Raw genomic sequence first — 26,323 nt, forward strand, 5'->3', positions numbered from 1 at the left:
TCCGTAAGGGGGCTTTGCTCTATCTAAAACTCTAAGCGTTTAGGTAGAGCAAAGCCCAAAAGGCTCTTTTGCAGTGTTAGGCACTGCTAGTATCAAAAAATGGAGGTCATGTATGGTTCACGAAACAATTATCATCGTGGATTTCGGCGGTCAGTACAATCAGCTGATTGCACGGCGCGTGCGTGAAAATAACGTATACAGCGAAGTGGTGCCGTTTACGAAAGCTGTTGATGTGATCAAAGAAAAGTGCCCCAAAGGCATTATTTTTACCGGCGGCCCTGCCAGTGTGTATGAAGAAGGCGCACCTGCGATTAACCGCGAAGTGTTTGAGCTTGGCATTCCCGTGCTGGGCATTTGCTACGGCGCTCAGTTGATGGCATATACGCTCGGCGGCGAAGTTTATCACCCGGAGCATCGCGAATATGGCAAAATTCCGGTTAACGCAGACGGCGGCTGGATGTCAGGCGTTTTTAGCGAAGGAATTTGCTGGATGAGCCACACCGACCAAATTTCTAAATTGCCGGAAGGCTTTGTTGCAACTGCGCACAGCACTACCTGCCCGGTAGCTGCGATGGAAAATGCGGAGAAGCATCTGTATGCAGTACAGTTCCACCCGGAAGTAAACCACACTGAGTTTGGCAAAGAGCTGCTTCACAGCTTCTTGTTTGATATTTGTGGCTGCGCTGGCGATTGGACTGCTGCTGGCTTCGCTGATAGCAGTATTGCTGCGATTCGTGAGCAGGTAGGGGACAAACGTGTGCTCTGCGCTCTTTCTGGCGGCGTGGATTCTACGGTTGCTGCAGTTATGGTACACAAAGCAATCGGTGACCAGCTTACATGTATCTTTGTTGACCACGGCCTGATGCGTAAAGATGAAGGCGATCAGGTTATGGATACTCTTGCAAAAGAATTCGATATGAAAGTAATCCGCGTCAATGCCAAGGAGCTTTTCCTGGGCAAATTGGCTGGTGTGACTGAGCCTGAGCAGAAGCGCAAAATCATCGGCAACGAGTTTATTCGTGTGTTTGATGCGGAAGCTGTAAAACTTGGCAAAATGGATTATCTGTTGCAGGGCACCATCTATCCCGACGTTATCGAGTCTGGCACCGGTGACGCTGCAGTCATCAAAAGCCACCACAATGTTGGCGGTTTGCCGGAAGACGTTCAGTTTGAGCTGCTTGAGCCGCTTCGTCTGCTGTTTAAGGATGAAGTGCGCAACGTTGGCCGTGAGCTTGGCTTACCCAACTACGTTGTAGATCGTCAGCCGTTCCCGGGTCCCGGTCTTGCAATCCGCTGCCTCGGCGAGGTAACCGAGCCGAAACTCTTCATCATCCGCGAAAGCGATGCCATCCTGCGCGAAGAAATTGCGAAAGCAGGCTTAGATAAAGAGATTTGGCAGTACTTCACCGTGCTGCCCGGCATCACCAGTGTTGGTGTTATGGGCGACGGCAGAACCTATTGCGATGCAGTGGCAATCCGTGCGGTCACCAGCATTGATGGCATGACCAGCGATTGGGCTAAGATTCCGTACGAAGTGCTGGAGAAAATCAGCTCTCGTATCGTAAACGAAGTCCCCGGTGTCAACCGTATCGTATATGATATCACTACAAAACCGCCCTCAACGATTGAGTGGGAATAACAACTAGTAAAATCCGAGAAGCTGCTTTATAGCACTTCTCGGATTTTTCTGCTTTCAGAGGCTCAAATACGCCATAACCAAAATGGCATAAAAGTAAACGCCTCGGCAACGTGCAGCAAGCACATAAAGCCGGGGCGTTCTGCTTTTACTATATTAAATAGGCTTTGTGAGAAGAGAAGCTTAAATTACTATATTTATTTTGCGGCTTTTTCTGCGTAGGTGTTATCCACGAGGCGATTAAAGTCGACCCACTGCTCATGTTGCAGCTGACCAGCGGTTTCCATTACGGTTTCCAAACGCTCGAGCGCTTCTTGCTTCATCACAGGAGTTGCATTCCAGGCATCGATATCCTTATAGCGCTGTGCAACAGAGGTGAGCACTTTGATATCAGTATCGGGGAACTGGTCAGCAATGGCGGTTGCAATTTCTTCCGCAGAATGCTCCTGCACCCATTTCTGGCCTTTTGCTACTGCGTTGGTGAATTTCTGAATTACATCTTTATGATCTGCGATATAGGTCTGAGAAGCGAAATAAGCAGTGTAGGGGATTTCGCCGCTTTCCTGACCGATAGAAGCGAGTACATAGCCTTTGCCAGCCAGCTCAATTTCGGTCGCCGTGGGCTCAAATAAGGTAACAAAGTCGCCGTTGCCGCCGGTGAAGGCGCCAGCCATCATGTTGAACTGTACAGTGGTGTCAACAGTAGCATCTTTGCCCGGAACTACGTTGTTCTGACGCATTACGTATTCAAGAGTCATTTCCGGCACGCCACCGGCACGGCCACCAATGATAGTTTTGCCCTTGAGGTCATCCCAAGAGAAACCATCTTTGCTGCGGCCCACCAGGAAGGAACCATCACGTTTGGTCAGCTGTGCAAATACAACAGGGTAATTTTCTTTGCCCTGATTCAGCACATAGATGCAAGCCTCCGGTCCCGCCAAACCGATGTCGGATTGATCTGTAAGTACGGCAGTCATTACCTTGTCTGCACCGCCGCCGTTGGTAAGCTCAATGTTTAGACCTTCTTCTTTAAAGAAGCCCTGCTTCATTGCGACATACTGGGGTGCGTAGAACACCGAGTGGGTTACTTCGTTGAGTCGGACGGTGGTTACAGCTTCGGTTTTGCCACAGCTGCAGAGTAGTGCCAACACTAAGACCAGTGTAAGCAGCAAAGAACACGCTTTTTTCATGCAATCACTCCTATACGTTTTTTCATAAAAGTTTCCAACCAAAGCACAAATTGATACATTACGACAGCCGCGATTGCAAGTAACAGCACGGTAGCCATAACGAGATCCATGTTAAAGACCTGAGAACCATAAACAATCAGATAACCAAGCCCAGCTTTCGAAACCAGGAACTCGCCCATGATAACACCAACCCAAGAAAGACCGACATTAACACGCAGCGTATTGAACAAGGTATCGTAGTTCGCGGGGAAGACTAGATAGCGTAAAATCTGCCCACGCGTAGCGCCCAGGGTGCGCATCATACGAATTTTTTGAGGGTCGGTAGAAAGAAAACCAACATGCATATTTAAAATGGTCACAATGATGGAAATTGCGAGGGTCATAGCAATAATGGAGCCGGTGCCTGCACCAATCCAGACGATGAAAATAGGGCCTAGCGCTGTTTTCGGCAGTGCATTCAGCACCACTAAGTATGGCTCAAGGATGCGTGAGAGAAAGTCGCTCCACCAAAGCCCGATAGCAATCAAGGTGCCGAGCACGGTGCCCAGTGTAAAGCCCACGACAGTTTCAAGTGTGGAGGTGCCAAGGTGCAGCCACAAGTCTCCGGATTCATATAGCTTGCGCAAGGTAGCCACCACCCGCGTAGGGGAGCTGACTATAAAAGCATCTACCCAACCCATGCGCGCAGAAAGTTCCCAAAAAGCAAGAAAAAACACCAGCAGGGAAATGCGTATCACATGAATGGCTGTTAAGCGGCGTTTACGGGCTTGCAGATAGGCAACACGTTCTTCTGAGGGGGGCGGCCCGGGCTCTGCCAGGCGGGCTTGGCGGGCACGCAGCCATGAGACTTGCTCTGCTGAAGAAGATTTATCAGACATTGATCTCCAGCTCCTTCCAAATTTGATTGAAATAAGTGCGAAAATTGGGGGCATCTCTGCGTTCCATCGGAGAAAGCGATCGCAGCTCTCCCAGGTCATGAATCGCTTTCACCGTTGCGGGGCGGTGAGAGAGCACCACAATTCGGTCAGACATGCTGATGGCCTCAGAAATATCATGAGTAACCAACAGCGCGGTTTTCTTTTCTTGCCGGATAATACTGTGAATATCATCGGACACCGAGAGACGAGTTTGGTAATCCAATGCGGAAAACGGCTCGTCGAGAAGCAAAATGCGAGGGTCAGTGGCGAGGGTGCGTATCAGTGCACAGCGCTGTCGCATACCGCCTGAAAGCTGGGACGGCTTTTTGCTCAAAAATTCGCTTAAGCCATATCGTTCTAACAGCTCCCGCACGTGAGCCTGTCGCTTCGGTGTGTTCTCATGTCTTACTTCCAGCCCTAAGGTAACGTTACTCCATATAGTACGCCACTCAAATAATTGGTCGCGCTGTGGCATTAAGCCTATTTTGGGGGATGGTGCGGTTACGATGTCACCGTCTACCCAGATGGCGCCATGCGATGGTTTTTCCAGCCCCGCTACTAAAGAGAGCAACGTCGATTTTCCACAGCCTGAAGGGCCAATGATACTGACAAATTCACCTTCTGCCATGTGAAACGAAACATCTTTTAACGCTTCGATTTCTCCATCAGGAGATTGGTAAGTCAGGGCAACCTGCTGGAGTTCAATAATCATGCCCAGGTACTCCTTCCGTTAGTTCGCTACACACCTCATAGTATGTGGGCAGTCGGTTACCCGTCACTTAATTTTCTATATTAGCATCGCTTTGGACGGCAAAAATGGTCGAAAAATAGTGATTTTACTGTCAAATCATGAAAAGTAAAAAACGCCTGCCACAGCTAAAAGCTGTAACAAGCGCTGAGAAACAAAAACAGCCTTGCCGGAGGGAGCTGGCAAGACTGCTTTTGTTTGGTGTGAAATTTTTGGAGATCCACCAGCAAAGCCTAAGCTTTGCCATACGTGCTGCGTGGAAAGTCACAGCACTAGTCCATTCGTCAGGAGGCAGAAGTGTTCATCTTTTACCCGGTAGGGTGAAAGCAAAAGGGGATAGCTTTTGCTAAAAAGGTAGGCACTATCGGCACGGCAAGCGAATTTTGAACTCAATACAAGAGTGATACACTGCCAGTGGCGGCGTATCTGAGGGGAGAAACCTAGAGGGCGCAGCGGCAGTATGCACTGCAAGGGGAACTACGCTGGGCGAAATACGGCAAAAGCCACAGCGATAGCAAGAGGACAAACGCAAAAGCGCCGGCCTCTCTTTCTAAGTTTCAAACCCGGCAAAAGGTTTGGTTATGTAATAACTTAAACTTTTGCAGTTTGGTTCTCTTTGAGACGAGCGGCCTTCATGGCGGGGAGCCATTCGGTGAACGCCAGAACCAGCGGGACAAAAAAGCCGAGGGGAGAGAGTACAAGACAGTTGATAAACTCTTTGCGTGCTTGGATATATTCGGGACTATGCATAATTCATTCCTCCTAATGCTCTAGCTTTGCGGAACCAAAATGCCGCTTAGCTTTCCATATGCATTATAATCCAACCGCGCGCTAATTTTTCGGAAAGGAGTGGCAGATTTCCACTTCCTTATCGAGTAATTTTTAGAGCTGTGATATAATCAATGTAGGCCAGTGCCGAACTGAGAAAGAACAGAAGATTGCAGCAATATAAAAATGTGCTATAATAGCTCCATCAGGCATTCTATTAAGCCCCAAACAGTCTGTTTTGGATTTTGTGCAACTATATGGCTTTAAGCGTTATGCGGTTGCGGTACAGCTTTTAACGAATGTCTACTCTAACTCTTTCAGAGGAGACCTTAAAAGATGAAGTACAACAAAAAACTAAGAGATTTGGTTTACAGCTTGCTGGTGATGGGATTATCATTGGCCATTTCTTTGCGGATGTCGCAAATCTTTGATGACAACAACCAGTTTGCAGCACCGGTGTTTATCTTGGCGATTGCGTTGATTTCTCGATTTACTGATGGCTACCTTTATGGCATTGTCAGCTCGGTAATAGGGGTATTCTGTGTGAATATCATTTTTACTTATCCGTTTTGGGAATTCAATCTGACGATTGCAGGATATCCGCTGACGTTTGCGGTAATGCTGTTTGTTTCTTTAATTATCAGCACGCTGACCTCACGGGTGAAAATGCAGGAAAAGCTGAAATACGAAGCGGCAAAAGAGAAAATGCGAGCCAATTTGCTGCGGTCCATTTCGCACGATATTCGCACGCCACTTGCCTCTATTATGGGTGCCAGCTCAACCTTGCTTGAAAATGATGGGCTGCCCACTGCAGAACGAGACGATTTGTTGCGTGAGATTAATAAGGATGCACAGTGGCTGGTACGGGTGACGGAAAATCTGTTGTCGGTGACAAAATTCAGCGGTGATAATGTAATCCTGAAAAAGTCCGACGAAGTTGTGGAAGAAATCGTCAGCAGCGCCATTGTGAAGTTTAGAAAAAACCAGGCGTCTATTCCAATCACGGTCACAAAGCCGAGTGAGATTTTACTCGTGCCGATGGACGCGGTGCTGATCGAGCAAGTGCTGATTAACCTGCTCGAGAACGTGGTGGCCCACGGCGAAAAAGCAACTCACATCTGGGTAAATATCGAGTGTCGTAACGGGCAGGTGATTTTTCGGGTCGCAGATGACGGAGTGGGCATTCCGCCCTCTCGCAGAGCGCACATTTTTGAAGGTTGTGAATTGCAGCAGGGGCCCAAAACCCAGGACGGCAAACGAAATATGGGCATTGGCCTTTCGGTGTGCAGTTCCATTATCTCTGCACATGGCGGAGATATGACAGCAGAAAACAATGAATACGGCGGCGCAACATTTTCTTTTTGGCTGCCTTACGAGGAGAATTGTAATGAGCATTGTATTACGGGATAAAATTTTGATTGTAGAGGATGATCCCGGTATTGGTAAGTTTTTAAAAGCGAACCTTACCGCAAATTCTTATGATGTGGTAATTACAGAAACCGCAAAAAGTGCGCTGGCGATGATTTCATCTCATTGCCCAGACTGCATTTTGCTGGACCTTGGCTTGCCCGATTTGGATGGCAACCAGGTAATTCAAAATGTGCGTGGCTGGACCAAAATTCCTATCATTGTCATTTCTGCACGCAGCAATGAAGACGACAAAGCACGTGCTTTGGATCTTGGTGCAGATGATTATCTGACCAAACCTTTTGGCACGGTAGAGCTGCTTGCGCGTATCCGCGCCGCATTGCGCCATACCAGAACCAATTTGGAAAATGACGAAATTGCAATGAGTGGATGCTACCGCGTCGGTAAACTGCGCATTGACTACCGCAAGCACCGGGTATATCTCGATGATGTGGATACCAACCTTACCCCCAACGAATTTAAAATTGTCGCACTGCTGGGCAAACATGCAGGCCAGGTGTTGACCTACAAGCAGATGCTTTGCGAGTTGTGGGGGCCTTCTGTTGGCTCTGACAACAAGATATTGCGGGTACATATGGCGAATATCCGCCGCAAAATCGAGCCGAACCCCGACGAGCCGATTTACATTTTCACTGAAGTTGGCGTGGGTTACCGCATGGCGGAAGAAGAGAAATAAAAAAGAGGGCTGAGCCGTTTGGCAAAGCCCTTTTTTCTTTTGATAACGACGGATAAGTGATGTAGCGGTTTTGCATGTGTGGCAAAAAACTACTCCAATGAAGGCTCGGGTGCCTTATAGAAAGAGGGCCAGTAAAACAAGCGGTCTCCCAAAATGGATTTGATGGGGGAGGGGATTTTTTTGCAGCCTTCAATCGCTGTGAGCAAAATATTGCGAATGCTGAAACGTGAAAAGCTGGCGTTTGTGACGGCTTCTGCCGCTGTCACTTCTGAACGGGCGCTGTATAGCAAAGCCTCCATCAACCGCGGAAAAGAAGCGATATAGCCTCTTTGAATGCCATAGTTCACGTCAAGAGCGACATAGTTCTGGAAGTTTAAAATTTTCGCACCGTCCGGATTGCTCTGCAACACGACAATTTCCACTTCGCCTGAGTATCTCCAGCCAAGCCTTGTTTCCAGCGCGTTCTTAAAGTCGGAAAAAGCTTTCTCGCTGAAATACCAATCCCCCTCCAGATTTTCAGATATCGCACGAAATCCGGCTTCTTTTGCCACCTGCGCATCGTTCGTGTAGCCTACGGCATACACTGAGCAATAGCGGCCCGCATTGTACTTAAGGTAGTCAAATTCATTGATGATTTCTTGTGCCCCTCGTAGGCTGGGGCGCACAAACAGCAAAACAATAATATGGCGGTCGTTTAGCTGTCGCTCGTTTTTCTCAATTTCTTCATAAGTATTTACTGCAAACATAATGGCCTCCGGTAAAAAGGCATAATATTTCCTAAAGAACTTTCTGTTTCAGCATATTACAGCAGGGACACTTTTGTGACAAAAGAATCCAAAGTTTGCGTAGCTTGCCAGTTCGCAAAAACGCAGAACTTGGAATGATGCGCCCAAGCAAAAGTGAAAAGGAAGCCGATGTTTACAAGGCGGCCTTTACAAGGAGTCGATTCTACGTACAATGCCAAGCAGGGCAACCGCACAAGCAGCCTGTACAAAATATAAAACTAACCCCCAAGCAAGCCCATAATAGATTAATAAAAGATTGACAATAAGCAATCTATTGCGTATAATGTGCAATAGGTTGCTCATTTTTTACGGAGGTGCACCAAGATGATACTGACAAAAGAATTTTTATTTGGCAGCATCTTTTTACTGTCGAACAAACTACAAGCTTTGGGCGATGGCTATTTAAAAGAAATCACGCTAAAACAATGGCTGCTGCTTATTATGATTCAGACAATTGACAAAGAACGACCTTCAGTGACAGAAGTTGCAGTCTTCATGGGCAGCACAAGGCAAAATATACGTAAAATGCTAGAGGCACTGGAGAAAAAAGGCTATGTCATTCTTAGCCAAAACGAGAAAGACAAAAGAAATTTATCAGTAGCGCTGACTTCTCAAACGCAGCACTTTTTTGAGCAGTTTGAGGCACAGGGCGATGCCTTGCTTGAGCAGCTTTTCCAGAATATCAGCCCAGAACAGCTCGCAACCACACGTCAGACCTTTGATACTTTATTTGAGAATATTGAGAGGATGGAAGAAGCTCATGTCTAATATTGCAGTTATTTACAAATCCCACTATGGATTTACCAAAACCTACGCCAACTGGATTGCGGAAGAATTATCTGCAGACTTAATGGAAGCTGATAAAGTAAAAGCGACTGATTTGCAGCGGTACCATACAATTATTTATGGGGGCGGATTATATGCAGGCGGAGTAAGCGGTGTCTCTTTGATTACTCGAAATTTTGAAAGTCTCCAAGACAAATCTCTCTACCTCTTCACAGTGGGAGCAGCCGACGTTAGCGATGAAGAAAATATTGCTTCTATAAAAGGTTCCCTCGCTCGGGTGCTTACACCTCCCATGCTGGAGAAAATCAAAGTTTATCATTTTCGCGGCGGATTGTCTTATTCCAAAATGAGTTTTATGCATAAATCCATGATGGGAATGATGCACAAAATGTTATTAAAAAAGCCGGAGAGCGAGCTGCGCAGTGATGACAAAGCCATGCTGGAAACCTACGGGCAGGATGTGAGTTTCGTGGACAAAAATCTAATCGCTCCATTGATACAAGATATTGTTCAGAGTGCTAGATGAACGGAAAAGAAGTTAGCCTAGGTGAGAGGATGCTTTAGGATGTACTAGCCGCAGCTGTGAGGCCGGGAGCGTGGATGTGCTGTGGATTGCAGCTCCCTTGCACTGGCGCCAGCAACAGTGCCGCTGAGGGCGTTTGCGTGGACGTGGAGATATTACAAGCCTACACGTATATTTTAAGCGTCCAAGAAAGAAAAAGCCGAGCCTTTACTGGCTCGGCTTTTATTATCTTTTGCCTTTATATAATGTAAAAAAGAATGACTGAAAATAAAAAACAGAAAAATAGATTGGACTGTTTTTGCTGAGAAATAAATCTTGTTAATATAAAAAAATAATCCGTAAAAACCGCTCAACAAAGCAATTTCTACGGATTATCTGGTCCGAGTGACATGACTTGAACATGCGGCCTCTTGACCCCCAGTCAAGCGCGCTACCAGCTGCGCCACACCCGGATATCTGCCTGTTTTTGGGCAGCAAATATATTATATCTATTAGCCTTAAAATTGTCAACTGTTTTTTTAAATAAAACTGATAAAACAGGTAAAAATCTTCATTTTTTGACAAGAACTGACACTGTATATGCGATATCCACCTACATATACTAATGTCGGGAGATCACTTCGTCTCACAAATAAATTTATTTAGATGCAAGCAGGCGAAGGCTTTGTGTGCAGGGCCCCCATCGGGCCAAAAAGCAAACTAAGACAAAGGTCGTATCTTCCCGGAAAGGAAAAAGCCATGAGTCACAAGAAAAAAGAAAGTAAAAGCGACCATCAGATCTTTGACGGTGGCCGTCCCGAATTTCGCAATATTAATGAAAGAATCTTCTCTGCACTGGAGACGGACTACGACGGCGGATACACCTGGGACCCTGAAATGGACTCGCAACACAGTGCTCAGCAGAGCCAGAACTTGATGGATCCGATTCACGAGGACCGTGAGGATGACCCTACGGCAGAATTTGATTATTAATTTGGCGCAAGGCGATGAAACACCGCCTTCTGTTTTTTCTAATTTGCTAACCCTTTTTCCGCTTACTCCACAGCTGAGTACAGCAGGCGCATTTGCGTAATTGGAGCGTAAAAGGATAACGCTAAAAAGATATTAGAAAAACAGAAAACCAGTTGATAACGAAATCCCTATCAAGTATCAAGATGTATAAAAAAGCCGCACCCTTTTAACATTTGAGGGTACGGCTTTTTTTATAGTGTTATATTAGCTTAGCTTTTCAGAAGATGCATTTTGCGTAAAAAATTGTTTTGCCAAACGGTCAAAACACCGTTTAAGCGGCCGATAAAGGAACAGTGCAGAAAGGGCGTTGCCGACACAATGTGCAATGTCAAACGGAATACCGGCAATCCACCAACTGACGCCAGCCCAAAAACCGCCAATTGCAGCATAGGTAAGGGAAAAAAACAGTCCGAAGAACAGCCCATATGCTGCATTGACTACAGCCCAAAACACAGCAGAGTCGTTTTTGCGGAAAAGCAAAGCCAGCAAAAACGGAACAAGCCATATATACAGGTAGCCAAACCACCAGCTGCCAAAGCCATAGATCAAGCCCTCGAGCAGCACGAATACATAAATCGAACCCAGCGCCACCTTACGCGGAAAACAGAGCGCATACAAGACAATCAGCAAGGTAGCCAGCTCAATGTTAGGGAGAAAAGAGAGTGCGACCTGCGCTAACATGAGCACGGCGCCCAGCAATCCCGTCATGACAATCTCTTTTGGTTTCATTAAATTAGTACCCGACAGTCAACGTGGCCTCAAATTGGTCGCCGTCTGCAATCGGGGTAGTATCTACGCCGGTTGCCAGCATTTCGCCGCCTTTGGTAAAGCACCACCACTCCTGTTTTGCATCATCTGCTTTAATGCCGTTTACCGCGGTGACAAATAAGCCATAATTGCTTTCAGAGCCTTCTACCAGCTTGGCTTCTTCCAATGCACCGCGCAGGTATTCTTCATCGGTGTGCAGAGTGAAATTCTCTGATTTTCCGGTAGTGTCTACAACACTGACTACGATGGTTTTGCTGCCAGCGGTACCTTTCGGCCCCCAAACCGCATAAACACTGCCAAGCAGCAAGGCAAGCACAACGACAACGGCAATGCCAATCCAAAGTTTTTTCTTGTTTTTCATTTTTTTGTGTCCTTTCTTTTTGATGATGGAAAAATCACAAAACAAAACACCCTTTCGCCGAGAAAGGGTGCAGAAAAAACAAATTTGTTTTGCACTGTATCCATTCATCGTGAACAGCAGTACCCACATTGGGTGGCGATCTGGCTTAAAAGCAATGCTTTTTTACAGTGGCGGAACCGCGCAGGAATTTCACCTGCTTCTCCATAAATCCAATGGGCAAAGGGTATTTAGTTTGTCCATTTATTGTAACATGTTAAAGCAAACTTTCAAGCAAAATTTGACGGCGCTTTAAACTATGGGCTTCTTTTATTGAAAAAAATCATCACAATGGTATAATAATACGGTGATTTTTTCTGAAAAGGTGGAAGTGGAATGAACAAGTTGTGGCAGCTATTCTGGTCGTTTTTTAAAATAGGCGGCCTTACTTTTGGCGGCGGCATGGCGATGCTGCCGAATTTACAGCACGAGGTGGTGGATGTTCACCAATGGACAACTGAGGAAGAATTGCTGGATATTTATGCGATTGGTCAATGCACTCCGGGTATTATTGCAATTAATACCGCAACCTTCATTGGCTATAAAGTAGCCGGAGTTATGGGGGCGTTGGTGGCGACCATAGGCGAGATTTTCTTGCCGTTTATACTCATTGCTACCCTTGCGAATGTACTGGGCATGTTGACCCATATGGCCGCGTTTAACCATGCCATGCAGGGGGTGCGGGCGATGGTTTGTGCATTAGTCGTCAGCACAGTGTGTCGGCTTGCAAAGAAAAGCATTGTAGATAAACTGACGCTGGGCATCTTTGCGCTCGTACTATTTGGAACGATTTTGTTCCGCTTGCCCACCGTAGTTTGCATCATTGGTGCTGGCAGTGCAGGTGTAATTACACAAAAGCTGAAAAAGAAAGGGGAAGAGCAATGACCTATCTGCTGCTTTTTGCTGAGTTTTTTAAAACTGGCCTCTTTGCTTTGGGCGGCGGCCTTGCCACAATTCCTTTTTTAATGGAGCTGCCCGCCAAATACGGCTGGTTTACCGCAGCCGAGCTGACTGATATTATTGCCATCAGTGAAAGCACGCCGGGGCCGATCGGCGTAAATATGGCGACCTATGCAGGCTTTAAAACGGCAGGCTTGCCGGGTGCATTTACCGCTACTTTTGGCCTGGTGCTGCCCAGCATCGTCATTATATTGCTTATTGCCAAATTTCTTTCAGGCTTTGCCGATAAGCCGTTGGTGAAGCACATCTTTTATGGCTTGCGCCCGGCAGTTTGCGCATTGATTGCAGCAGCGGCATGGTCTTTGCTACAAAGCTGTCTGTTTTTAGAAACCGGCATTGACTGGAAGCTGCTTGTTCTCTTCCTGGTCGGGTTGATTCCGCTTAACTTCAAGAAAACAAAAGATTTACACCCGGCGCTTTGGCTGGCGCTGGCCGCTGTGGCAGGCATAGTTTTTAAACTGTAAACCATTAGCGGCAGAAGCTGAAATAAAAAAGGATGTTCGAGGATTTGAGAGGAAACGCAAGCAAAACAGAGGCAATCCATGAAATCCTTGAGAAAAACACGGCAAGTGTCGGTTTTTTCCTAATATTCGCAGAAATTTGCAAAAAAGTATTGACATTATGCGGCTTTCGCCGTATAGTACATATTGTGTGTTTGCATCTTATAACACATTGGCGTTGTATGTACCGCTGTAGCTGCCGGCTTCCCGGTGGTGTAACAAACCTTTTGCGGGGCAGTATAATTGACGCTGAGCCTGTCCGTGCGGCTTTTCTGCACGGCAAGTAGTAACTACCGCAAAGGGGGATGCACAATGGATGATACTGTAATTGTAGCACTTAAAGACATTGTTGTTGATTTTGATGATGAGTCTATCCTATCCGGATTGTCTCTCGACATCCACGATAAGGAGTTCGTGACCTTGCTTGGGCCTTCTGGCTGCGGCAAAACCACGACACTTCGAGTAATCGGTGGGTTTCAGTCACCAAAGTCCGGCAGTGTCTTTTTTGACGGTAAAGACATCACGGCTCTGCCACCGTATAAGCGGCACGTGAATACTGTCTTTCAAAAATACGCGCTGTTCCCGCACCTGAATGTGTACGAGAACGTCGCGTTTTCTCTTCGTTTGAAGAAGGTGCCGGAGGCTCAGATTAAGTCTTCGGTACTTGAAATGCTCGAGCTGGTTGGCCTCAAGGGATTTGAGCGCCGCAACACAACCACTCTTTCGGGCGGGCAGCAGCAGCGCGTTGCAATTGCGCGTGCGCTGGTGGGCCACCCGCGGGTGCTGTTGTTGGACGAACCGCTCGGCGCGCTGGACCTCAAACTCCGCAAAGAGATGCAGGCGGAGCTTAAGCGTATTCAGCAGAGCCTTAATATTACCTTTATTTACGTCACTCACGATCAAGAGGAAGCATTGACCATGAGCGACACTGTCGTCGTTATGAAAGGCGGCTACATTCAGCAAATCGGCACCCCCGTTGATATTTACAACGAGCCGCAAAATGCCTTTGTAGCAGATTTTATCGGCGAATCCAACATCCTTTCGGGCGTGATGGACAAAGACTTTATGGTCGAGTTTGGTGGACAAACCTTTACCTGCGTGGACAAGGGCTTTACCCGCCAGCAGCTGGTAGATGTCGTGGTTCGTCCCGAGGATATCAAAATCGTCCCCACCATTCAGGGTCAGCTTTCCGGCGTCGTAAAAAGCGTTCTGTTTAAGGGCGTGCATTACGAGATGATTGTCGAGCAGGCAGGCTATGAGTGGAAGATTCATTCCACCCAAGCGCAGCAGCCCGGCGAAATCGTCGGCATGAACATCGGCCCGGACGAAATCCACATCATGCATAAGATGGAGGATTAGTGCCATGAAATCGAAACCCTGCGCTTATCCTTATCTGGTATGGATGGTGATTTTTATTGCAGCGCCGCTGCTAATGGTGCTGTATTTTGCCTTTACGGATAAAGCGGGCAATTTTACGCTGGCAAACCTTTCGGGGCTGGGGCAGTATTCCGCGGTGTTTGTGCGCAGCATTCTGCTTGCCGCTATCGCCACAGTTATCTGCCTTGTACTGGCTTACCCGCTTAGCTATATGCTTTCTCGTCTGCATGCCTCAAAGCAGCGCATTATGCTGATGCTGATTATGCTGCCCATGTGGATGAACTTTTTGCTGCGCACCTACGCCTGGATGACTCTTTTGGAAAAGAATGGCTTGATTAACCGCTTTTTTGGTTTGTTTGGCCTCGGACCTTTCCAGATGATCAATACACAGGGGGCCGTAGTACTGGGCATGGTGTATAACTATCTGCCCTATATGATTTTGCCGCTTTACACCATTATGGTAAAAATCGACAATAGTGTGATTGAAGCAGCACAGGATCTCGGTGCCGGCCTGATTGGCACCGTAACAAAAGTGCTTATTCCGCTTTCGATGCCCGGTATCACAACCGGCATCACCATGGTGTTTGTGCCGAGTATCTCGACCTTCATCATCAGCCGTATGCTTGGCGGCGGCAGCAACCTGCTGATTGGCGATTTGATTGAGCTTCAGTTCCTGGGCAACAGTTATAACTATAACCTCGGCAGTGCCATGAGCTTGGTATTAATGGTTATCGTTCTGCTTTGCATGAGCCTTACCAACCAGCTTGACTCCGAAGAAAAGGAGGGTATGCTCTGATGAAAAAAATGAGTGTTTTTTCTAAGATATATCTCGCCGTATTCTTCTCGTTCATGTATATCCCCATTGCGGTCATGATTGTTTTCAGCTTTAACGAATCCAAAAGCCGAAGCGTTTTTACCGGCTTTACGCTGGATTGGTACAAAAGCCTGTTCCGCAATGAGATGATTTTGTCTGCGCTTGGCATCTCCCTGGTGCTTGCGTTTGGGTCTGCCATTGTGGCTACCGTGATTGGTACGCTGGCATCCATCGGCATCAACAGCATGCGCAAAACCACCCGCGGCATTATCATGAATATCAGCTATATGCCCGTCATCAACCCGGAGATTATTACCGGTGTTTCGCTGATGCTGCTGTTTGTTGTAGCTAAAACGGCGATGGGCGGCAAAATCTTCGGCATGAGCACATTGCTGATTGCTCACATTACTTTCAACCTGCCATACGTTATCTTTAATGTTACTCCTAAACTCAAACAAATGGATGTAAAGATGTACGAGGCGGCACTTGACCTTGGTTGCAATCCGCGGCAGGCGTTTTTTAAAGTTGTTCTGCCCGAAATTATGCCCGCGGTCGTTTCCAGCTTTTTAATCTGCCTGACTTACTCGATTGATGATTTTATCATCAGCTATTTTGCAAGCGGCACTGTGCAGACATTGCCCATTGCAATTTACAGCATGACGCGTAAAAAGGTCAGCCCAGAGATTAATGCGCTTTCCACGATTATGTTCGTGGTCATTCTGTCGGTTATTTTGCTGATCAACGCAAAAGACAGCCAAAGCCAGAAAAAGAAGAAAACAAGAGCGTGACCTCACGCGTTACTCGGTGAAAAAGGGGATGGAACAGAATTGAAAAAAATGATTTCGGCACTGCTTGCGCTGGTGCTTACTGCGATGCTGCCAATGGTTTCGGCAGCCGCAGCAGAAACAAAGTCTGATTATAACTATACCCGTTTTAAAGGTGCAGGTGTTACGCTAAACGTGTATAACTGGGGCCTTTATATTTCTGACGGCAGCGATGGTGCTGCAGATGTGGTGAAAGACTTTGAAGAGCTGACTGGCATTAAAGTAAACTACACCACCTACGACACCAACGAGAGCATGTATGCAAAAATCAAATCCGGTGGTGCGGATTACGATGTCATTATTCCCAGCGACTATATGATTGGTAAGATGGCGCAGGAGGGGATGCTTGCAGAGCTGAACTTCGATAACATCCCCAACTATAAAATGATTGGCGACCAGTACAAAGGTCTTGCCTATGATTCCGACGAAAAATACAGCGTGCCCTACACCTGGGGCGTTGTGGGTGTCGTGTACAACACCACCATGGTAGATGGCGAAGTAGACAGCTGGGACATTTTGTGGGATGCAGCTTATAGCGGCAACGTGCTGATGTTCAACAACAGCCGCGATGCGTTTGCAATTGCCGCAAAAAAGCTGGGGCTTAGCCTCAATCCTTCCTCCCAGAAAGAAATCGATGAGATTGCCGCTGAGCTGAAAAAGCAAAAGCCCATCGTGCAGGCTTATGTCATGGACGAAATCTTTGATAAAATGACCGGCGGAGAGGCTGCGCTTGCCCCTTACTATGCAGGCGATGCCATCACAATGATTGAAGATAATCCAGACCTTGCTTTTGCGATTCCCAAAGAGGGCACGAACTATTTCGTTGATGCAATGTGCATCCCGAAAGGCAGCACCAACAAAGAGGCTGCCGAGATGTTCATCAACTATATGTGCGAAACAGAAGTGGCCCTTGCCAACTGCGAGTTTATTGGATATTCCACCCCGCAGGTAGAAGCAGTGAAGCTGCTGCCGGAAGAGCTGGCAAACAGCCCGATTATGTATCCTTCTGAAGAGGTGCTTGAGAACACTGAGGTGTTTGAGGTGCTACCGGAAGAAATCAATACTGCAATGGACGCTGCATGGAGCAGCATGAAAGCCCACGAAGAGGGTGGCAGCGGATGGATTATTCCAGTGCTGATGTTGATTGCGGTAGCGGTAATTATCCTGAGCATCTGGCGCAAAAACGTGCGCAAAAAGCGCGACGACTATTAACAAAAAATGGCAAGCCGCTCTCAGCACTCTGCTGACGGGCGGCTTGTTTTTTTCTTTGCCCTTCTTGCTTTATTTTTCGCTCTTTTATTATGTCTTTTGACGCATTCTAGAAAAAACTAGGAAAACAAGCCAAAAAGACCAGATGCTATATTTTATCTCTTACAAAAGTGAGGGAAGAACTACAAAGGCGCAGCGGATGCAAAACGGTAACTTTCATCGATAATTTTGCTGTTTCTTGGTGTGTCAGCCTTGTGAAAAACAGGCGGGCAGGTTTACTTTTGGTCGATTTTAGGATAAAATATATTCATATATGCAGAAATCTACTTAGGTGGTTGAAAGCTGCCGATACTCGATTTTAGTTTGAAAGTTTTTCAAACTCTGGCTTTGCCTCCTGTGACAAGTTCTGGTGCACAAGATAAGCCGAGCCGCGGAAAGGAATGAAGCATTAATGTCTGAATTTGCATTGCAAATGCAACATATCACCAAAGCCTATCGAGAGGGCTTTGTTGCCATACACGACGCAAATCTTGAGGTCCGCAAAGGCGAAATTCATGGGTTGCTGGGCGAAAACGGTGCGGGTAAATCCACTTTCGTTAAGCTGCTTTCGGGCGTATTGCCGCCGGACGAAGGCGTCATTTTGCTGGAGGACAAGCCCTATACGGTGAAAACGCCGGCAGAGGCAGCGCAGCATGGCGTTTTCAAGCTGCAAAAACGGTCTGATCTGGTTCCTTCGTTGACTGTGGCTGAAAACATCTGTCTGGGCAAAGGCGAAGGCTTTTTGTTTGATAAAGAACAAGCGGTGAAAACTACACAGGCTCTTATCGACCAGTTTGGCATTGTGCTGGACCCAAACCAGCTTGCGGTGCGCCTGAATGAAGAGGATGCGCTGGAAACAGAATTGCTCAAAGCCGTGCACCAAGGGGTCAAGCTGCTGATTATCGATGAGCCCTCTTCTCATATCAGCATGGCGCAGGTAGAGTACCTGTTTACAATGCTGCGCAAGTTGAAAGATGCAGGCATTACAATATTGTACGTGACGAATCACGAAAAAGAGGTCATGCATATTTGCGACCGGGTTACGATTATGCGCGACGGTACCACGCAGGAGCCAGTTGAGGTGGCAGCCACCACCGCCACCGAGCTGCGCCGCGGCATTACCTCGGAAAGAGCAATTAAGCCGCTGCTTAAATCACCGTTTCGTCCCCAGGATACCGTGCTGAAAGTGCGCAACCTTGCTACCTATCACACGCCGGGGCTCACTGCGCTTACCGACATTAATTTTTCAGTGCGTGAAGGAGAAATTTTAGCAGTGCTGGGCAACGCAAGCAGTGGCACCCACACTCTGTGCGAAGCCATTGCGGGGCTGGGGCACATTGTAGGCGGGCAGATTGCCGTATACGATGACGATGTTACCAAAGACGGCGTACAGGGCACCCGTGCACTGGGCGTGTCGTTCCTGATTGCGGCTTCTCACCGTACTGGTGTTGCCAACACGCTGAGCATTCAAGAAAACTTGCTGCCGTATCAGTATTCCAACCCGGAATATCTGAACGAGGGCCTGCTGGATAACGACAAACTCGCGCAGGAAGCACAGCACCTGCTGGAAGAATACCAAATTGACTACGATGATGTAAATGATCTGGCTAGCACATTGTCTTCTGCATCGAAACAGAAGTTGCTGTTTGCAAGAGAATGCTCTAACGAGCCGGTGCTGCTGATTGCTTATCGCCCCACAGCGGGCACCAGTGGCGCGAATGCGTCGCTGTTGCGCCAAAAGCTGCTCGAACTGCGCCGCGAAGGCACCGCAATTTTGCTGGTGCCGACGGATGCAGAGGAATATCGCCTTTTGGCAGACAGCTCTTTGGTGCTGCATCAGGGCCGTCAGACAGCTTGCTGTCAGGGTAAGCCCGAGCAGGAGCTTCTGGACCAATATATTTCGGGCGAGCTGTGCATGACCCGCGAAGAAATGGAGGCTATGTGCTTTGAATAACAAAAAGAAACTTCCTCTTTCACAAAAAGTGCAGCATAGCTTGCTTGCTATTGTGGCATCGCTTGCAGTTTGCCTGTTATTTTTGCTTTTGTTTGCTACCGGCGGCAGAGGAGAAGCCCTTAAGAGCTTTTTCATTCTGCCACTTACCACCGCTAACGGCTGGAGCGAGATGATAAATGCGGCAACCACGTTTACCTTCATTGCAATCGGCGTATCAGTAATGTATCAGTGCCGGCAATACAGCCTGATTACTGAGGGCTCATTTTTGTTGGGTGCTTGCACTGTCAGTCTGTTTTTGCTCTACAACAATACAAAGCCGAGCAGCTTTCTTATTGTCGGTGCACTGTTTATAGGCGCAGTTTCTGGTATGTCAGCAGCATGGGTGCCAGCGCAGATGCATGCAAAGCACGGCGTAAATGTTACCTTAAGCTCTGCAATTATGAACTTTTTCATTCTGCAGGTTACCACTTGGCTGCTGGAGCGTTTTATGGCGGACCCGTTGCAGACAGAAACCGTCTCGTTCAGCATTCCTGAGCGGATGCGCCTGCCGGTGATTCTGCATTCCCCAATGGTGCGTGTAGGCACCCTGTTTGCGATTGCAGCTGGCATCATTGCTTATCTGGTGCTTTACCGTACCCGCCGCGGCTATGAAGTGCGCATGGTAGGGGCTAGCCAGAACCTTGCCACTTACGTTGGGCTTTCTTCTGCGGGCATCGTTATGTTTTCCCAAGTATTTGCGGGCGCCATGGCAGGGCTTGGCGGCGCCATACAGATGATGGGTATTGCGCCGAGATATACCTGGGACGGTGTCTTTTCCAACATCGGTTTTGCAGGTATTATTGTGGCATTGCTGGTAAACTGCAACCCTGCGTGGGTTCCGCTTTCGGCACTGCTGTTTGGCTATTTAAATACCGGCGGACTGTTTTTAGAGCAAAATACCGGTATTTCGCAGGGACTTGGCGGCCTGGCACAGGCGATGATTCTTTTGTTCCTTTTTGCCTTCCGTTATATTTCCAAAAAATATCCGGCAGGGCTGCCTTTCATGCAAAAGCTTGTTCGGCACACAACTGACACTGGGGAGGTGGAGCCGAAATGAGCTGGTTTGATTGGATTTTAACCGTGATGGAAAACCTTATCAGCGATATTAGCATTCAAAAATTGGTGCTGGTAGCGACGATTTTTCTGCTTGCGACGCTGGCTGCCTTTATGGCGCGCAGAAGTGGCATTTTCAACCTGGCATTAGATGGCACTATTCTTGTGAGTGCGTGTTTTGCCTTTTTGTTTTCACAGCTCACCACCCACTGGATGGGCGACAAACCGGGCGCGATTTCTGTACTGGCTGGCGTGCTGGCAGGTGTGTTTGCAGGCGTGGTTTTTACCGCCCTTGTTGGCTGGTTGATTATTTATGCTGGCGGCAACGATATTATCGTGGGACTTGTTGCAAACTATGCGGCACGGCACTTTAGCCTTGTTATCACCGGGCTTGCTGCAAGCATTGTAAGCACTGCGGCCATCAGCAAATTGCCTGTTGTGCGGCTTGCTTTTTTAGATGGAATCCCCATCATTGGGCCTATTCTTGGTCAATCAAGTATTTTGTCTTGGCTTACGGCGTTTGTGCCGGTGGGCATCTATATGCTGGTAAACCGTACACGGCTCGGCCTTTGCCTGCGTGCTGCGGAAGAAAACCCCACGGCGCTTGTAAATGCCGGTGTGCAGGTTTCAGCTTTGAAGATGAAGGGCCTGCTTATTTCTGGTCTGCTTGCAAGCTTTGCAGGTATTGGCTGTGTACTCGGCTCTGGCATTATATACAGCAGCGAAAGTGCTGCACCGCAGAGCTACGGCTACCTAGCACTTGTTGTAGTATTTGCAGCAGGTGGACGCCTTGGCAAAAGCTGCGGTTTTGCGCTGTTGCTCAGTATTCTTACGGCTTTGCCGGCGATGCTCTCTACCGTTGAGAAAATGCCGTTGCCTCTGGTGCGCAGTTTGGTTTACCTTGCCGCGCTGATTTTGATGCTGTTGCACGTGTTCCGTCATCGTCACCGCTTTAAGATGGGTATGCGTAAGCAAGTAACCCAGGCGGAACAAAAGCTGAAAGACGAGAAAAGACTGAAAGAAGAACAAAAACAGGCAGAAAAACAGAAAAAACTGCGCGAAAAGCAGGAACAGGCAAAAGCCGAAAAGGCCGAAAAGGCTGAAAAAGCGGAGAAAGCTGCAAAGCCGCGTGGTAAAACAAAAAAGCTAACTAAAACGGCACCAACCCCAAAAGTAGACGGGCAACCCGTTGCTGACGAACTGGAAAAAAAGCCGGTTCGCAAACCTCGTAAGCCGAGAACACCGAAGAGACCGGCACAGCCGGAGCAAGCTTCGCAGGATGTTTCTGCTGCTGAGGGCACAACCGGCGATTAAATAAAAAACTCCTCTCACCGCAAAAGCAGGTGAGGGGAGTTTTGTTTTACAAACAATTACGAGCAGCTTATTCTTCTGGCTTTGCAACATGGCCGAGAATTGTTTGCCAGCACAAGTATCCGCAAAAAAGCCACAGAAAACTAAAGTAAACGATAGGGACAAGAAAAAGCGTATAAGGCATTGCAATTAGGCAGGCTATTGTGGCACCAAGCAAAAGAAGAACCATGCAGCCAGTGCGCGCTGGCATGAGCAAAAGCAAAAGCACGGCATTGCGCAGTGTGGCAGACGTGGGAAGCTGGATATTTGCAAGCATCATATAAACATAGAACATTACCAAAACAAGAGCAAGTGTCAGCAGGCCGCAGAAGGTGAGCAGAACAGCCGAAACAGCGCCGGGGTTAAACAGATAAAAGACAGCCGAAACAAGCAGGACGGCCGCCACAGCATGCGCCGCAACACCTGCCAGCGCCCCTCGGCGCCAATTCTCGCGAAAAGCCGAGAAGAAGATACGGTAAGGGTCGTACGCAGTACCGCGCAACAGACTAGCAACGAGTTTAGCCATAGCGACCGAAGCCGGGCCTGCAAGCAAGCCGGAAAGGATAAGCATACCTGCTGAAATAAGCAAAGGGACTTCGGTAAGAAAAGACCAGAGCGCCCAAAGCATCGGCGCACAAAATAAAAAATAGATAAAGTTAAACACCGCAAGGTCCCAGCCCCGCTCACTTAAAATTTGCAAAAGCAGTTTGCGGCCAGTTGCGCGGTCCTGCGGTCCTTCAGCACGAGATTCGGCAACGGGGTGGTCGCCTAATTGAAAAAAGCCCATATTACTTCTTGTTCCTTTCCGGTAATCAGTACAGCAAAAGCGCAGAGCCTTTGCTTGCTGCTGCAAAAAGTATAGCATAAAACGTGCCCAAATACAAAAGAAAGACATTGATCGAGCAACGATTTTATGCATATTCGAGTATGCAAAAACTGCTGGGCACAAACAAAAGAGAAAAGGCACCTGTATTAAAACAGGTGCCTTTAAAGATTACAGCAACAAGCGGTTCGCTGAAAATTACTCTACAGTTACACTCTTAGCAAGGTTGCGTGGCTTATCAACGTCGCAACCACGCAGAACCGCCATATAGTAGGCGAACAGCTGCAGCGGAACCGCAGTCAGCATCGGCATAAAGAGCTCAGCATATTTCGGCAGGGTGACGATATAATCCGCAACATCCTGGGGAACCGACACGCCCTCTTTGGTAAAGAGAATAACGCGGGCACCACGGCTCTTGACTTCTTTGATATTGCTGATGGTCTTTTCAAAGACATCATCCTGGGTTGCCAGAGCAATAACAGGGGTGCCATCCACAATCAGGCTAATGGTGCCGTGTTTCAGTTCGCCAGCGGCATATGCTTCGCTGTGAATGTAGCTGATTTCTTTGAGCTTCAGTGAACCTTCGAGGCTAAGCGCATAGTCAAAGCCACGGCCGAGATAGAACAGATCGTCGCAGTTCATGAATAGCGATGCGAGATATTTGATGCGGTCACTGCTCTCGAGCACTTTCTCCAGCAGGTCCGGCAAACGAAGCAGCTCAGCTACGTCAGCGCGGATTTCCTCTTCGGATTTTGTGCCGCGGGCCAGCGCAAGGCGAAGCGCAAAGACATAAAGCACTGCCAGCTGCACGCTGTAAGCCTTGGTGCTTGCCACAGCGATTTCGGGACCGGCATAGGTGTAAATTACATCATCGGCGGCACGGGCGATAGAAGAGCCGACCACGTTGACGATAGCGAGGGTATGTGCGCCTTTTTCTTTTGCAAGTTTCAGCGCAGCGAGTGTGTCCAGCGTTTCGCCGCTCTGCGAAATGATAATTACCAGCTCATCTTTTTCGATGATGGGATCACGATAGCGGAACTCGGAAGCGATATCTACCTCTACCGGTACACGGCACAGCTTTTCGATGGCGGTTTTGCCCACCATGCCGGCGTGCATTGCGGTGCCGCAAGCGACGATGTGAATGCGGCGCAGGCTGCGCAGATAATCGGTGGTCATAGATTCCAGTCGCAGCTTCGGCAGACCGTCCTCAATGCGGGAGCTGATGGTTTGCAGCATTGCTTTGGGCTGCTCGTGAATCTCTTTGAGCATAAAGTGAGCATAGCCGCATTTTTCTGCTGCTTCGACATCCCAGTCAGCGACCAGACGCTCTTTTTTGATGGGGTTGCCGAATTCGTTATAAAACTGGATTTTCTCTTTGGTAATCTCAGCGATTTCACCCTCTTCGAGGATGCTGTAATCACGCGTGTATTTGAGCAGAGCAGGAATATCCGAAGCCAGGAAGTTTTCGCCTTCGCCGTAGCCGACAATGAGCGGGCTTTCTTTACGCACAGAATAGATGCGGTCCGGATAATCTTGGAACATGATGGCCAGGCCATAGCTGCCACGCACCTGCGAGAGCGTTTTAAGGATGGTGCAAAGCGGGTCGCCGTCATAGTTGTAATCCAGCAGCTTGACGAGCACTTCGGTGTCGGTCTCGCTCTGGAAGGAGTAGCCGGCTTCGGTAAGCAGTGCTTTCAGTTTCAAATAGTTTTCAATGATGCCATTGTGCACCAGTGTGATGCGCTCACTGGAGTGGGGGTGGCTATTGACATCAGAGGGGGCACCGTGGGTTGCCCAGCGGGTGTGTCCAATACCGCAGGTAGCGGTCAAATCTGTGCGCTTTGCAATTTCATCTGCAAGCACCTGCAGGCGGCCGGTTGCTTTGATTACTTCAATTCCGTCTTTTTCAAACAGTGCAACGCCAGCAGAATCGTATCCGCGGTATTCCAGTTTAGAAAGGCAATCGATTAAAACTTTCTGGGCTTCTTTTTCGCCCACGTATCCAACAATTCCACACATAAGACATATTCTCCTTTATGGTGTAGAGAAAAATGCAGACAGCTATCCAGGCACCGCAGAGGGTATCGCCCAAACTGCCGCACTTTCTCAAAGGCCTGCGCAAAAATGCGAGGCTCGGTTTATATTATCGTAAAAAGAAGTTGTGCCCGCCAAAGAAAACAGCAAAAATGCTGCTGGCAAAGCAAACTTTTGCCGCCTGCTTTCGGTTGCAGTGTTTACAGGCAAGCTTTAAATATCACACCGCCGCCCTTCCGGCAGCGATTAAATTCAAAAAGTTCCCTTAAAAACGCTTCTGTTACGGCATTGCTGCCGTTCTTTGTGCGTTTTCATATGGCCCTCGGGAAAGCGACGTTCATAACTCGTCTAGGGCCAGCAGAGCATCCGCCGAATCTTTCGATAACTCTGCACCTCGTCACCCGCATTGCAAACGGGCCCGGCGCTTTACATATAAAACTGTTCTCTTTCAGCCCCTTTCTTTGGTTTCGGCCTTTCCCTCGTCCAATGCTACTATTTCAGCACCTTGGGACGGAGCCGATAATAATAAATCAACCGGATCTTGACCAGTGCAAGATCGTAGATGATAAACGCGACGTTAGCAAGAAGAACAAGTGCGACGGTAAACCAAAAAGAACTATCGGCAAATTCTTCTACCACGGCGCGGATGGGAAACAAAAATAAAATGATGCCATACATGGAAAAGATTGCGGCATTAAACAAAAGAAGTTTCGTGCCCCATTGTATGATGAACGACTTGATTTTGTCAAGCGACCATTTGATAATTGGGTAATAACCGAGAAAAAAAATAAAAATCAGGCTGATTTCTCGGTCAGGAACGATGAAAAATGCAATAAAGCCAACAGCAGCATAGGCGATGAGTCCGCTGTTTTTTCCAAATTCCAGCGCGAGAGGCAGCAAGAACATTCCGGCCAGTGCCGGAGCAGTAAAGGTGGCAAGCGGCAGTAAGCCGCCCATAAACATCATTACAGCGGAAAGGGCGGCAAGTACACCGCAAAGTGCGGTCTTGCGGCTATTTTCACGCATAAGGCAAACTTCCTTTCAAAATAGACACTGCGCGGCAAGGCCCGCAGAGGGGTGGCAGATTAGCATCCGCGCCCGCAGCCGCAGCACATATCCATGCACATCAATGCAGTGCACATGTCGCAGCAGTTGCAGCCGGCCGCAGTGGGCTGGTAGCCACCGTAGGGGTTGCCAGCAACGTTGCCGTTTGCCGAGTTGCGCAGCCGGTTGTAAGCTGCCTGGTACTCCTGGTTTCCCGGTGCAAGGCTGACAGCTTTTTCAAAATAGCGCACAGCGTCGGCAAGCCAGCCTTTGTAATAAAGGGCACTGCCATACAAAAAGTTCCACTCGCCGTCGGTATCAGCACCAGGCATGGCAGAAAGTCGGCTCATGGCTTCATCAGCGCGCCCCTCGTTAATCATGGTGCGAATGTCGGCATAGGCAGTACCGGCACCGGCGGTTTGGCCAGCGCTGCTGCCAGCAGTGGCACCACCAGTGCGGATTTGGCCCATCAGCTGGTCAAAAGCTGCGTCAATTTCAGCAAGGCGCTCTTTGGCGGTTGCTTCCAGCGGGCTGCCGGCATAATTATCTGCACTGTATTTTTGAGCAAGTTTTTTGTAAGCTAATTTAATCTCGTCGGTGCTTGCACCCGGTGCAAGGCCCAGTACCTCGTAAGGATCTCTCATTTTTATCAGCCTTTCTGTAAAGGAAT

Annotated in this window: 26 protein-coding genes, 1 tRNA gene and 1 riboswitch; of the genes, 15 read left to right on the forward strand and 12 right to left on the reverse strand. The window is 48.2% G+C overall.

Features of this window, described 5'->3' with window-relative positions; translation table 11 throughout:
• The first annotated feature begins 112 nt into the window (after positions 1-112).
• Positions 113-1,639: a glutamine-hydrolyzing GMP synthase gene (guaA, locus tag C1A11_RS09990; protein ID WP_102050323.1), complete on the forward strand. Its 1,527-nt coding sequence runs from the start codon at positions 113-115 to the stop codon at positions 1,637-1,639.
• 194 nt (positions 1,640-1,833) lie between these two features.
• Here guaA and C1A11_RS09995 read toward each other — a convergent pair whose 3' ends face one another.
• The 4 genes from C1A11_RS09995 to C1A11_RS13840 form a co-directional block, all read right to left on the reverse strand.
• Entirely contained in the window at positions 1,834-2,826 is a 993-nt protein-coding gene (locus C1A11_RS09995) for an ABC transporter substrate-binding protein (protein WP_102050324.1), read from the reverse strand.
• Positions 2,823-3,704, reverse strand: coding sequence for an ABC transporter permease (locus tag C1A11_RS10000; RefSeq protein ID WP_102050325.1), 882 nt, complete (start codon positions 3,702-3,704; stop codon positions 2,823-2,825). The genes C1A11_RS09995 and C1A11_RS10000 overlap by 4 nt, the downstream gene beginning before the upstream one ends.
• The gene (locus C1A11_RS10005; protein ID WP_102050326.1) at positions 3,697-4,461 is read right to left on the reverse strand and encodes an ABC transporter ATP-binding protein; all 765 of its coding nucleotides are present in this window, start codon (positions 4,459-4,461) and stop codon (positions 3,697-3,699) included. Before C1A11_RS10005 ends, C1A11_RS10000 begins: the two co-directional genes overlap by 8 nt.
• A 621-nt stretch (positions 4,462-5,082) precedes the next feature.
• Complete coding sequence (locus C1A11_RS13840; RefSeq protein WP_180950313.1) at positions 5,083-5,241, reverse strand: hypothetical protein; 159 nt, start codon at positions 5,239-5,241, stop codon at positions 5,083-5,085.
• A gap of 354 nt (positions 5,242-5,595) precedes the next feature.
• Between C1A11_RS13840 and C1A11_RS10010 the strand changes: the two genes are divergently transcribed.
• Together C1A11_RS10010 and C1A11_RS10015 are read left to right on the forward strand one after the other, a co-directional pair.
• Positions 5,596-6,669: a sensor histidine kinase gene (locus C1A11_RS10010; protein WP_102050327.1), complete on the forward strand. Its 1,074-nt coding sequence runs from the start codon at positions 5,596-5,598 to the stop codon at positions 6,667-6,669.
• Positions 6,647-7,363, forward strand: a complete 717-nt coding sequence (locus C1A11_RS10015) for a response regulator (RefSeq protein WP_102050328.1) — start codon at positions 6,647-6,649, stop codon at positions 7,361-7,363. The genes C1A11_RS10010 and C1A11_RS10015 overlap by 23 nt, the downstream gene beginning before the upstream one ends.
• An 89-nt stretch (positions 7,364-7,452) precedes the next feature.
• On the opposite strand, the gene C1A11_RS10020 is transcribed toward C1A11_RS10015, so the two are convergent.
• Positions 7,453-8,109 (reverse strand): hypothetical protein, encoded by a 657-nt coding sequence (locus C1A11_RS10020; protein WP_102050329.1) that lies wholly within the window; start codon positions 8,107-8,109, stop codon positions 7,453-7,455.
• Between the two features lie 363 nt (positions 8,110-8,472).
• Between C1A11_RS10020 and C1A11_RS10030 the strand changes: the two genes are divergently transcribed.
• Complete coding sequence (locus tag C1A11_RS10030; protein WP_102050331.1) at positions 8,473-8,916, forward strand: MarR family winged helix-turn-helix transcriptional regulator; 444 nt, start codon at positions 8,473-8,475, stop codon at positions 8,914-8,916.
• Positions 8,909-9,460, forward strand: a complete 552-nt coding sequence (locus C1A11_RS10035; protein ID WP_102050332.1) for a flavodoxin domain-containing protein — start codon at positions 8,909-8,911, stop codon at positions 9,458-9,460. The genes C1A11_RS10030 and C1A11_RS10035 overlap by 8 nt, the downstream gene beginning before the upstream one ends.
• A 373-nt stretch (positions 9,461-9,833) precedes the next feature.
• On the opposite strand, the gene C1A11_RS10040 is transcribed toward C1A11_RS10035, so the two are convergent.
• Positions 9,834-9,909 (reverse strand) — tRNA-Pro (locus C1A11_RS10040).
• A 286-nt stretch (positions 9,910-10,195) separates the two neighbouring features.
• On the opposite strand from C1A11_RS10040, the gene C1A11_RS10045 reads away from it, so the two are divergent.
• On the forward strand, positions 10,196-10,429 hold the full coding sequence (locus tag C1A11_RS10045) for a hypothetical protein (RefSeq protein WP_102050333.1): 234 nt from the start codon (positions 10,196-10,198) through the stop codon (positions 10,427-10,429).
• Positions 10,430-10,672: 243 nt separating this feature from the next.
• Here C1A11_RS10045 and C1A11_RS10050 read toward each other — a convergent pair whose 3' ends face one another.
• Together C1A11_RS10050 and C1A11_RS10055 are read right to left on the reverse strand one after the other, a co-directional pair.
• A complete protein-coding gene (locus C1A11_RS10050) occupies positions 10,673-11,176 on the reverse strand; it encodes a hypothetical protein (RefSeq protein WP_242965902.1) in 504 nt (167 codons plus the stop codon).
• Between the two features lie 25 nt (positions 11,177-11,201).
• On the reverse strand, positions 11,202-11,597 hold the full coding sequence (locus tag C1A11_RS10055; RefSeq protein ID WP_102051062.1) for a DUF4430 domain-containing protein: 396 nt from the start codon (positions 11,595-11,597) through the stop codon (positions 11,202-11,204).
• A gap of 89 nt (positions 11,598-11,686) precedes the next feature.
• Positions 11,687-11,825, reverse strand: a riboswitch (adenosylcobalamin (AdoCbl) riboswitch).
• A 144-nt stretch (positions 11,826-11,969) separates the two neighbouring features.
• Here C1A11_RS10055 and C1A11_RS10060 point away from each other — a divergent pair.
• From C1A11_RS10060 to C1A11_RS10105, 9 genes are all read left to right on the forward strand, one after another.
• Positions 11,970-12,518 carry a chromate transporter gene (locus C1A11_RS10060; protein ID WP_102050335.1) on the forward strand — a complete coding sequence of 183 codons (549 nt, stop codon included), beginning with the start codon at positions 11,970-11,972 and terminating at the stop codon, positions 12,516-12,518.
• A complete protein-coding gene (locus C1A11_RS10065) occupies positions 12,515-13,057 on the forward strand; it encodes a chromate transporter (protein WP_102050336.1) in 543 nt (180 codons plus the stop codon). The genes C1A11_RS10060 and C1A11_RS10065 overlap by 4 nt, the downstream gene beginning before the upstream one ends.
• Before the next feature lie 348 nt (positions 13,058-13,405).
• Positions 13,406-14,452, forward strand: a complete 1,047-nt coding sequence (locus C1A11_RS10075) for an ABC transporter ATP-binding protein (protein WP_102050338.1) — start codon at positions 13,406-13,408, stop codon at positions 14,450-14,452.
• Positions 14,453-14,456: 4 nt separating this feature from the next.
• On the forward strand, positions 14,457-15,266 hold the full coding sequence (locus C1A11_RS10080; protein WP_102050339.1) for an ABC transporter permease: 810 nt from the start codon (positions 14,457-14,459) through the stop codon (positions 15,264-15,266).
• The gene (locus C1A11_RS10085; RefSeq protein WP_102050340.1) at positions 15,266-16,072 is read left to right on the forward strand and encodes an ABC transporter permease; all 807 of its coding nucleotides are present in this window, start codon (positions 15,266-15,268) and stop codon (positions 16,070-16,072) included. Before C1A11_RS10080 ends, C1A11_RS10085 begins: the two co-directional genes overlap by 1 nt.
• A 48-nt stretch (positions 16,073-16,120) precedes the next feature.
• Positions 16,121-17,320, forward strand: a complete 1,200-nt coding sequence (locus C1A11_RS10090; protein ID WP_102051063.1) for an ABC transporter substrate-binding protein — start codon at positions 16,121-16,123, stop codon at positions 17,318-17,320.
• Between the two features lie 448 nt (positions 17,321-17,768).
• A complete protein-coding gene (locus tag C1A11_RS10095; RefSeq protein WP_102050341.1) occupies positions 17,769-19,310 on the forward strand; it encodes an ATP-binding cassette domain-containing protein in 1,542 nt (513 codons plus the stop codon).
• Positions 19,303-20,406, forward strand: a complete 1,104-nt coding sequence (locus tag C1A11_RS10100) for an ABC transporter permease (protein ID WP_102050342.1) — start codon at positions 19,303-19,305, stop codon at positions 20,404-20,406. Before C1A11_RS10095 ends, C1A11_RS10100 begins: the two co-directional genes overlap by 8 nt.
• A complete protein-coding gene (locus C1A11_RS10105) occupies positions 20,403-21,716 on the forward strand; it encodes an ABC transporter permease subunit (protein WP_102050343.1) in 1,314 nt (437 codons plus the stop codon). Before C1A11_RS10100 ends, C1A11_RS10105 begins: the two co-directional genes overlap by 4 nt.
• A gap of 67 nt (positions 21,717-21,783) precedes the next feature.
• Here C1A11_RS10105 and C1A11_RS10110 read toward each other — a convergent pair whose 3' ends face one another.
• From C1A11_RS10110 to C1A11_RS10125, 4 genes are all read right to left on the reverse strand, one after another.
• Positions 21,784-22,539 (reverse strand): DUF624 domain-containing protein, encoded by a 756-nt coding sequence (locus C1A11_RS10110; protein ID WP_180950314.1) that lies wholly within the window; start codon positions 22,537-22,539, stop codon positions 21,784-21,786.
• Between the two features lie 234 nt (positions 22,540-22,773).
• Positions 22,774-24,594: a glutamine--fructose-6-phosphate transaminase (isomerizing) gene (glmS, locus tag C1A11_RS10115; protein ID WP_102050345.1), complete on the reverse strand. Its 1,821-nt coding sequence runs from the start codon at positions 24,592-24,594 to the stop codon at positions 22,774-22,776.
• A 507-nt stretch (positions 24,595-25,101) separates the two neighbouring features.
• Complete coding sequence (locus C1A11_RS10120; protein WP_102050346.1) at positions 25,102-25,635, reverse strand: hypothetical protein; 534 nt, start codon at positions 25,633-25,635, stop codon at positions 25,102-25,104.
• 59 nt (positions 25,636-25,694) lie between these two features.
• Positions 25,695-26,297, reverse strand: a complete 603-nt coding sequence (locus C1A11_RS10125) for a J domain-containing protein (protein ID WP_102050347.1) — start codon at positions 26,295-26,297, stop codon at positions 25,695-25,697.
• Positions 26,298-26,323 lie beyond the last annotated feature (26 nt).

This window comes from Pygmaiobacter massiliensis, from assembly GCF_900199435.1.
In the GTDB taxonomy this organism is placed as follows: domain Bacteria; phylum Bacillota; class Clostridia; order Oscillospirales; family Ruminococcaceae; genus Pygmaiobacter; species Pygmaiobacter massiliensis.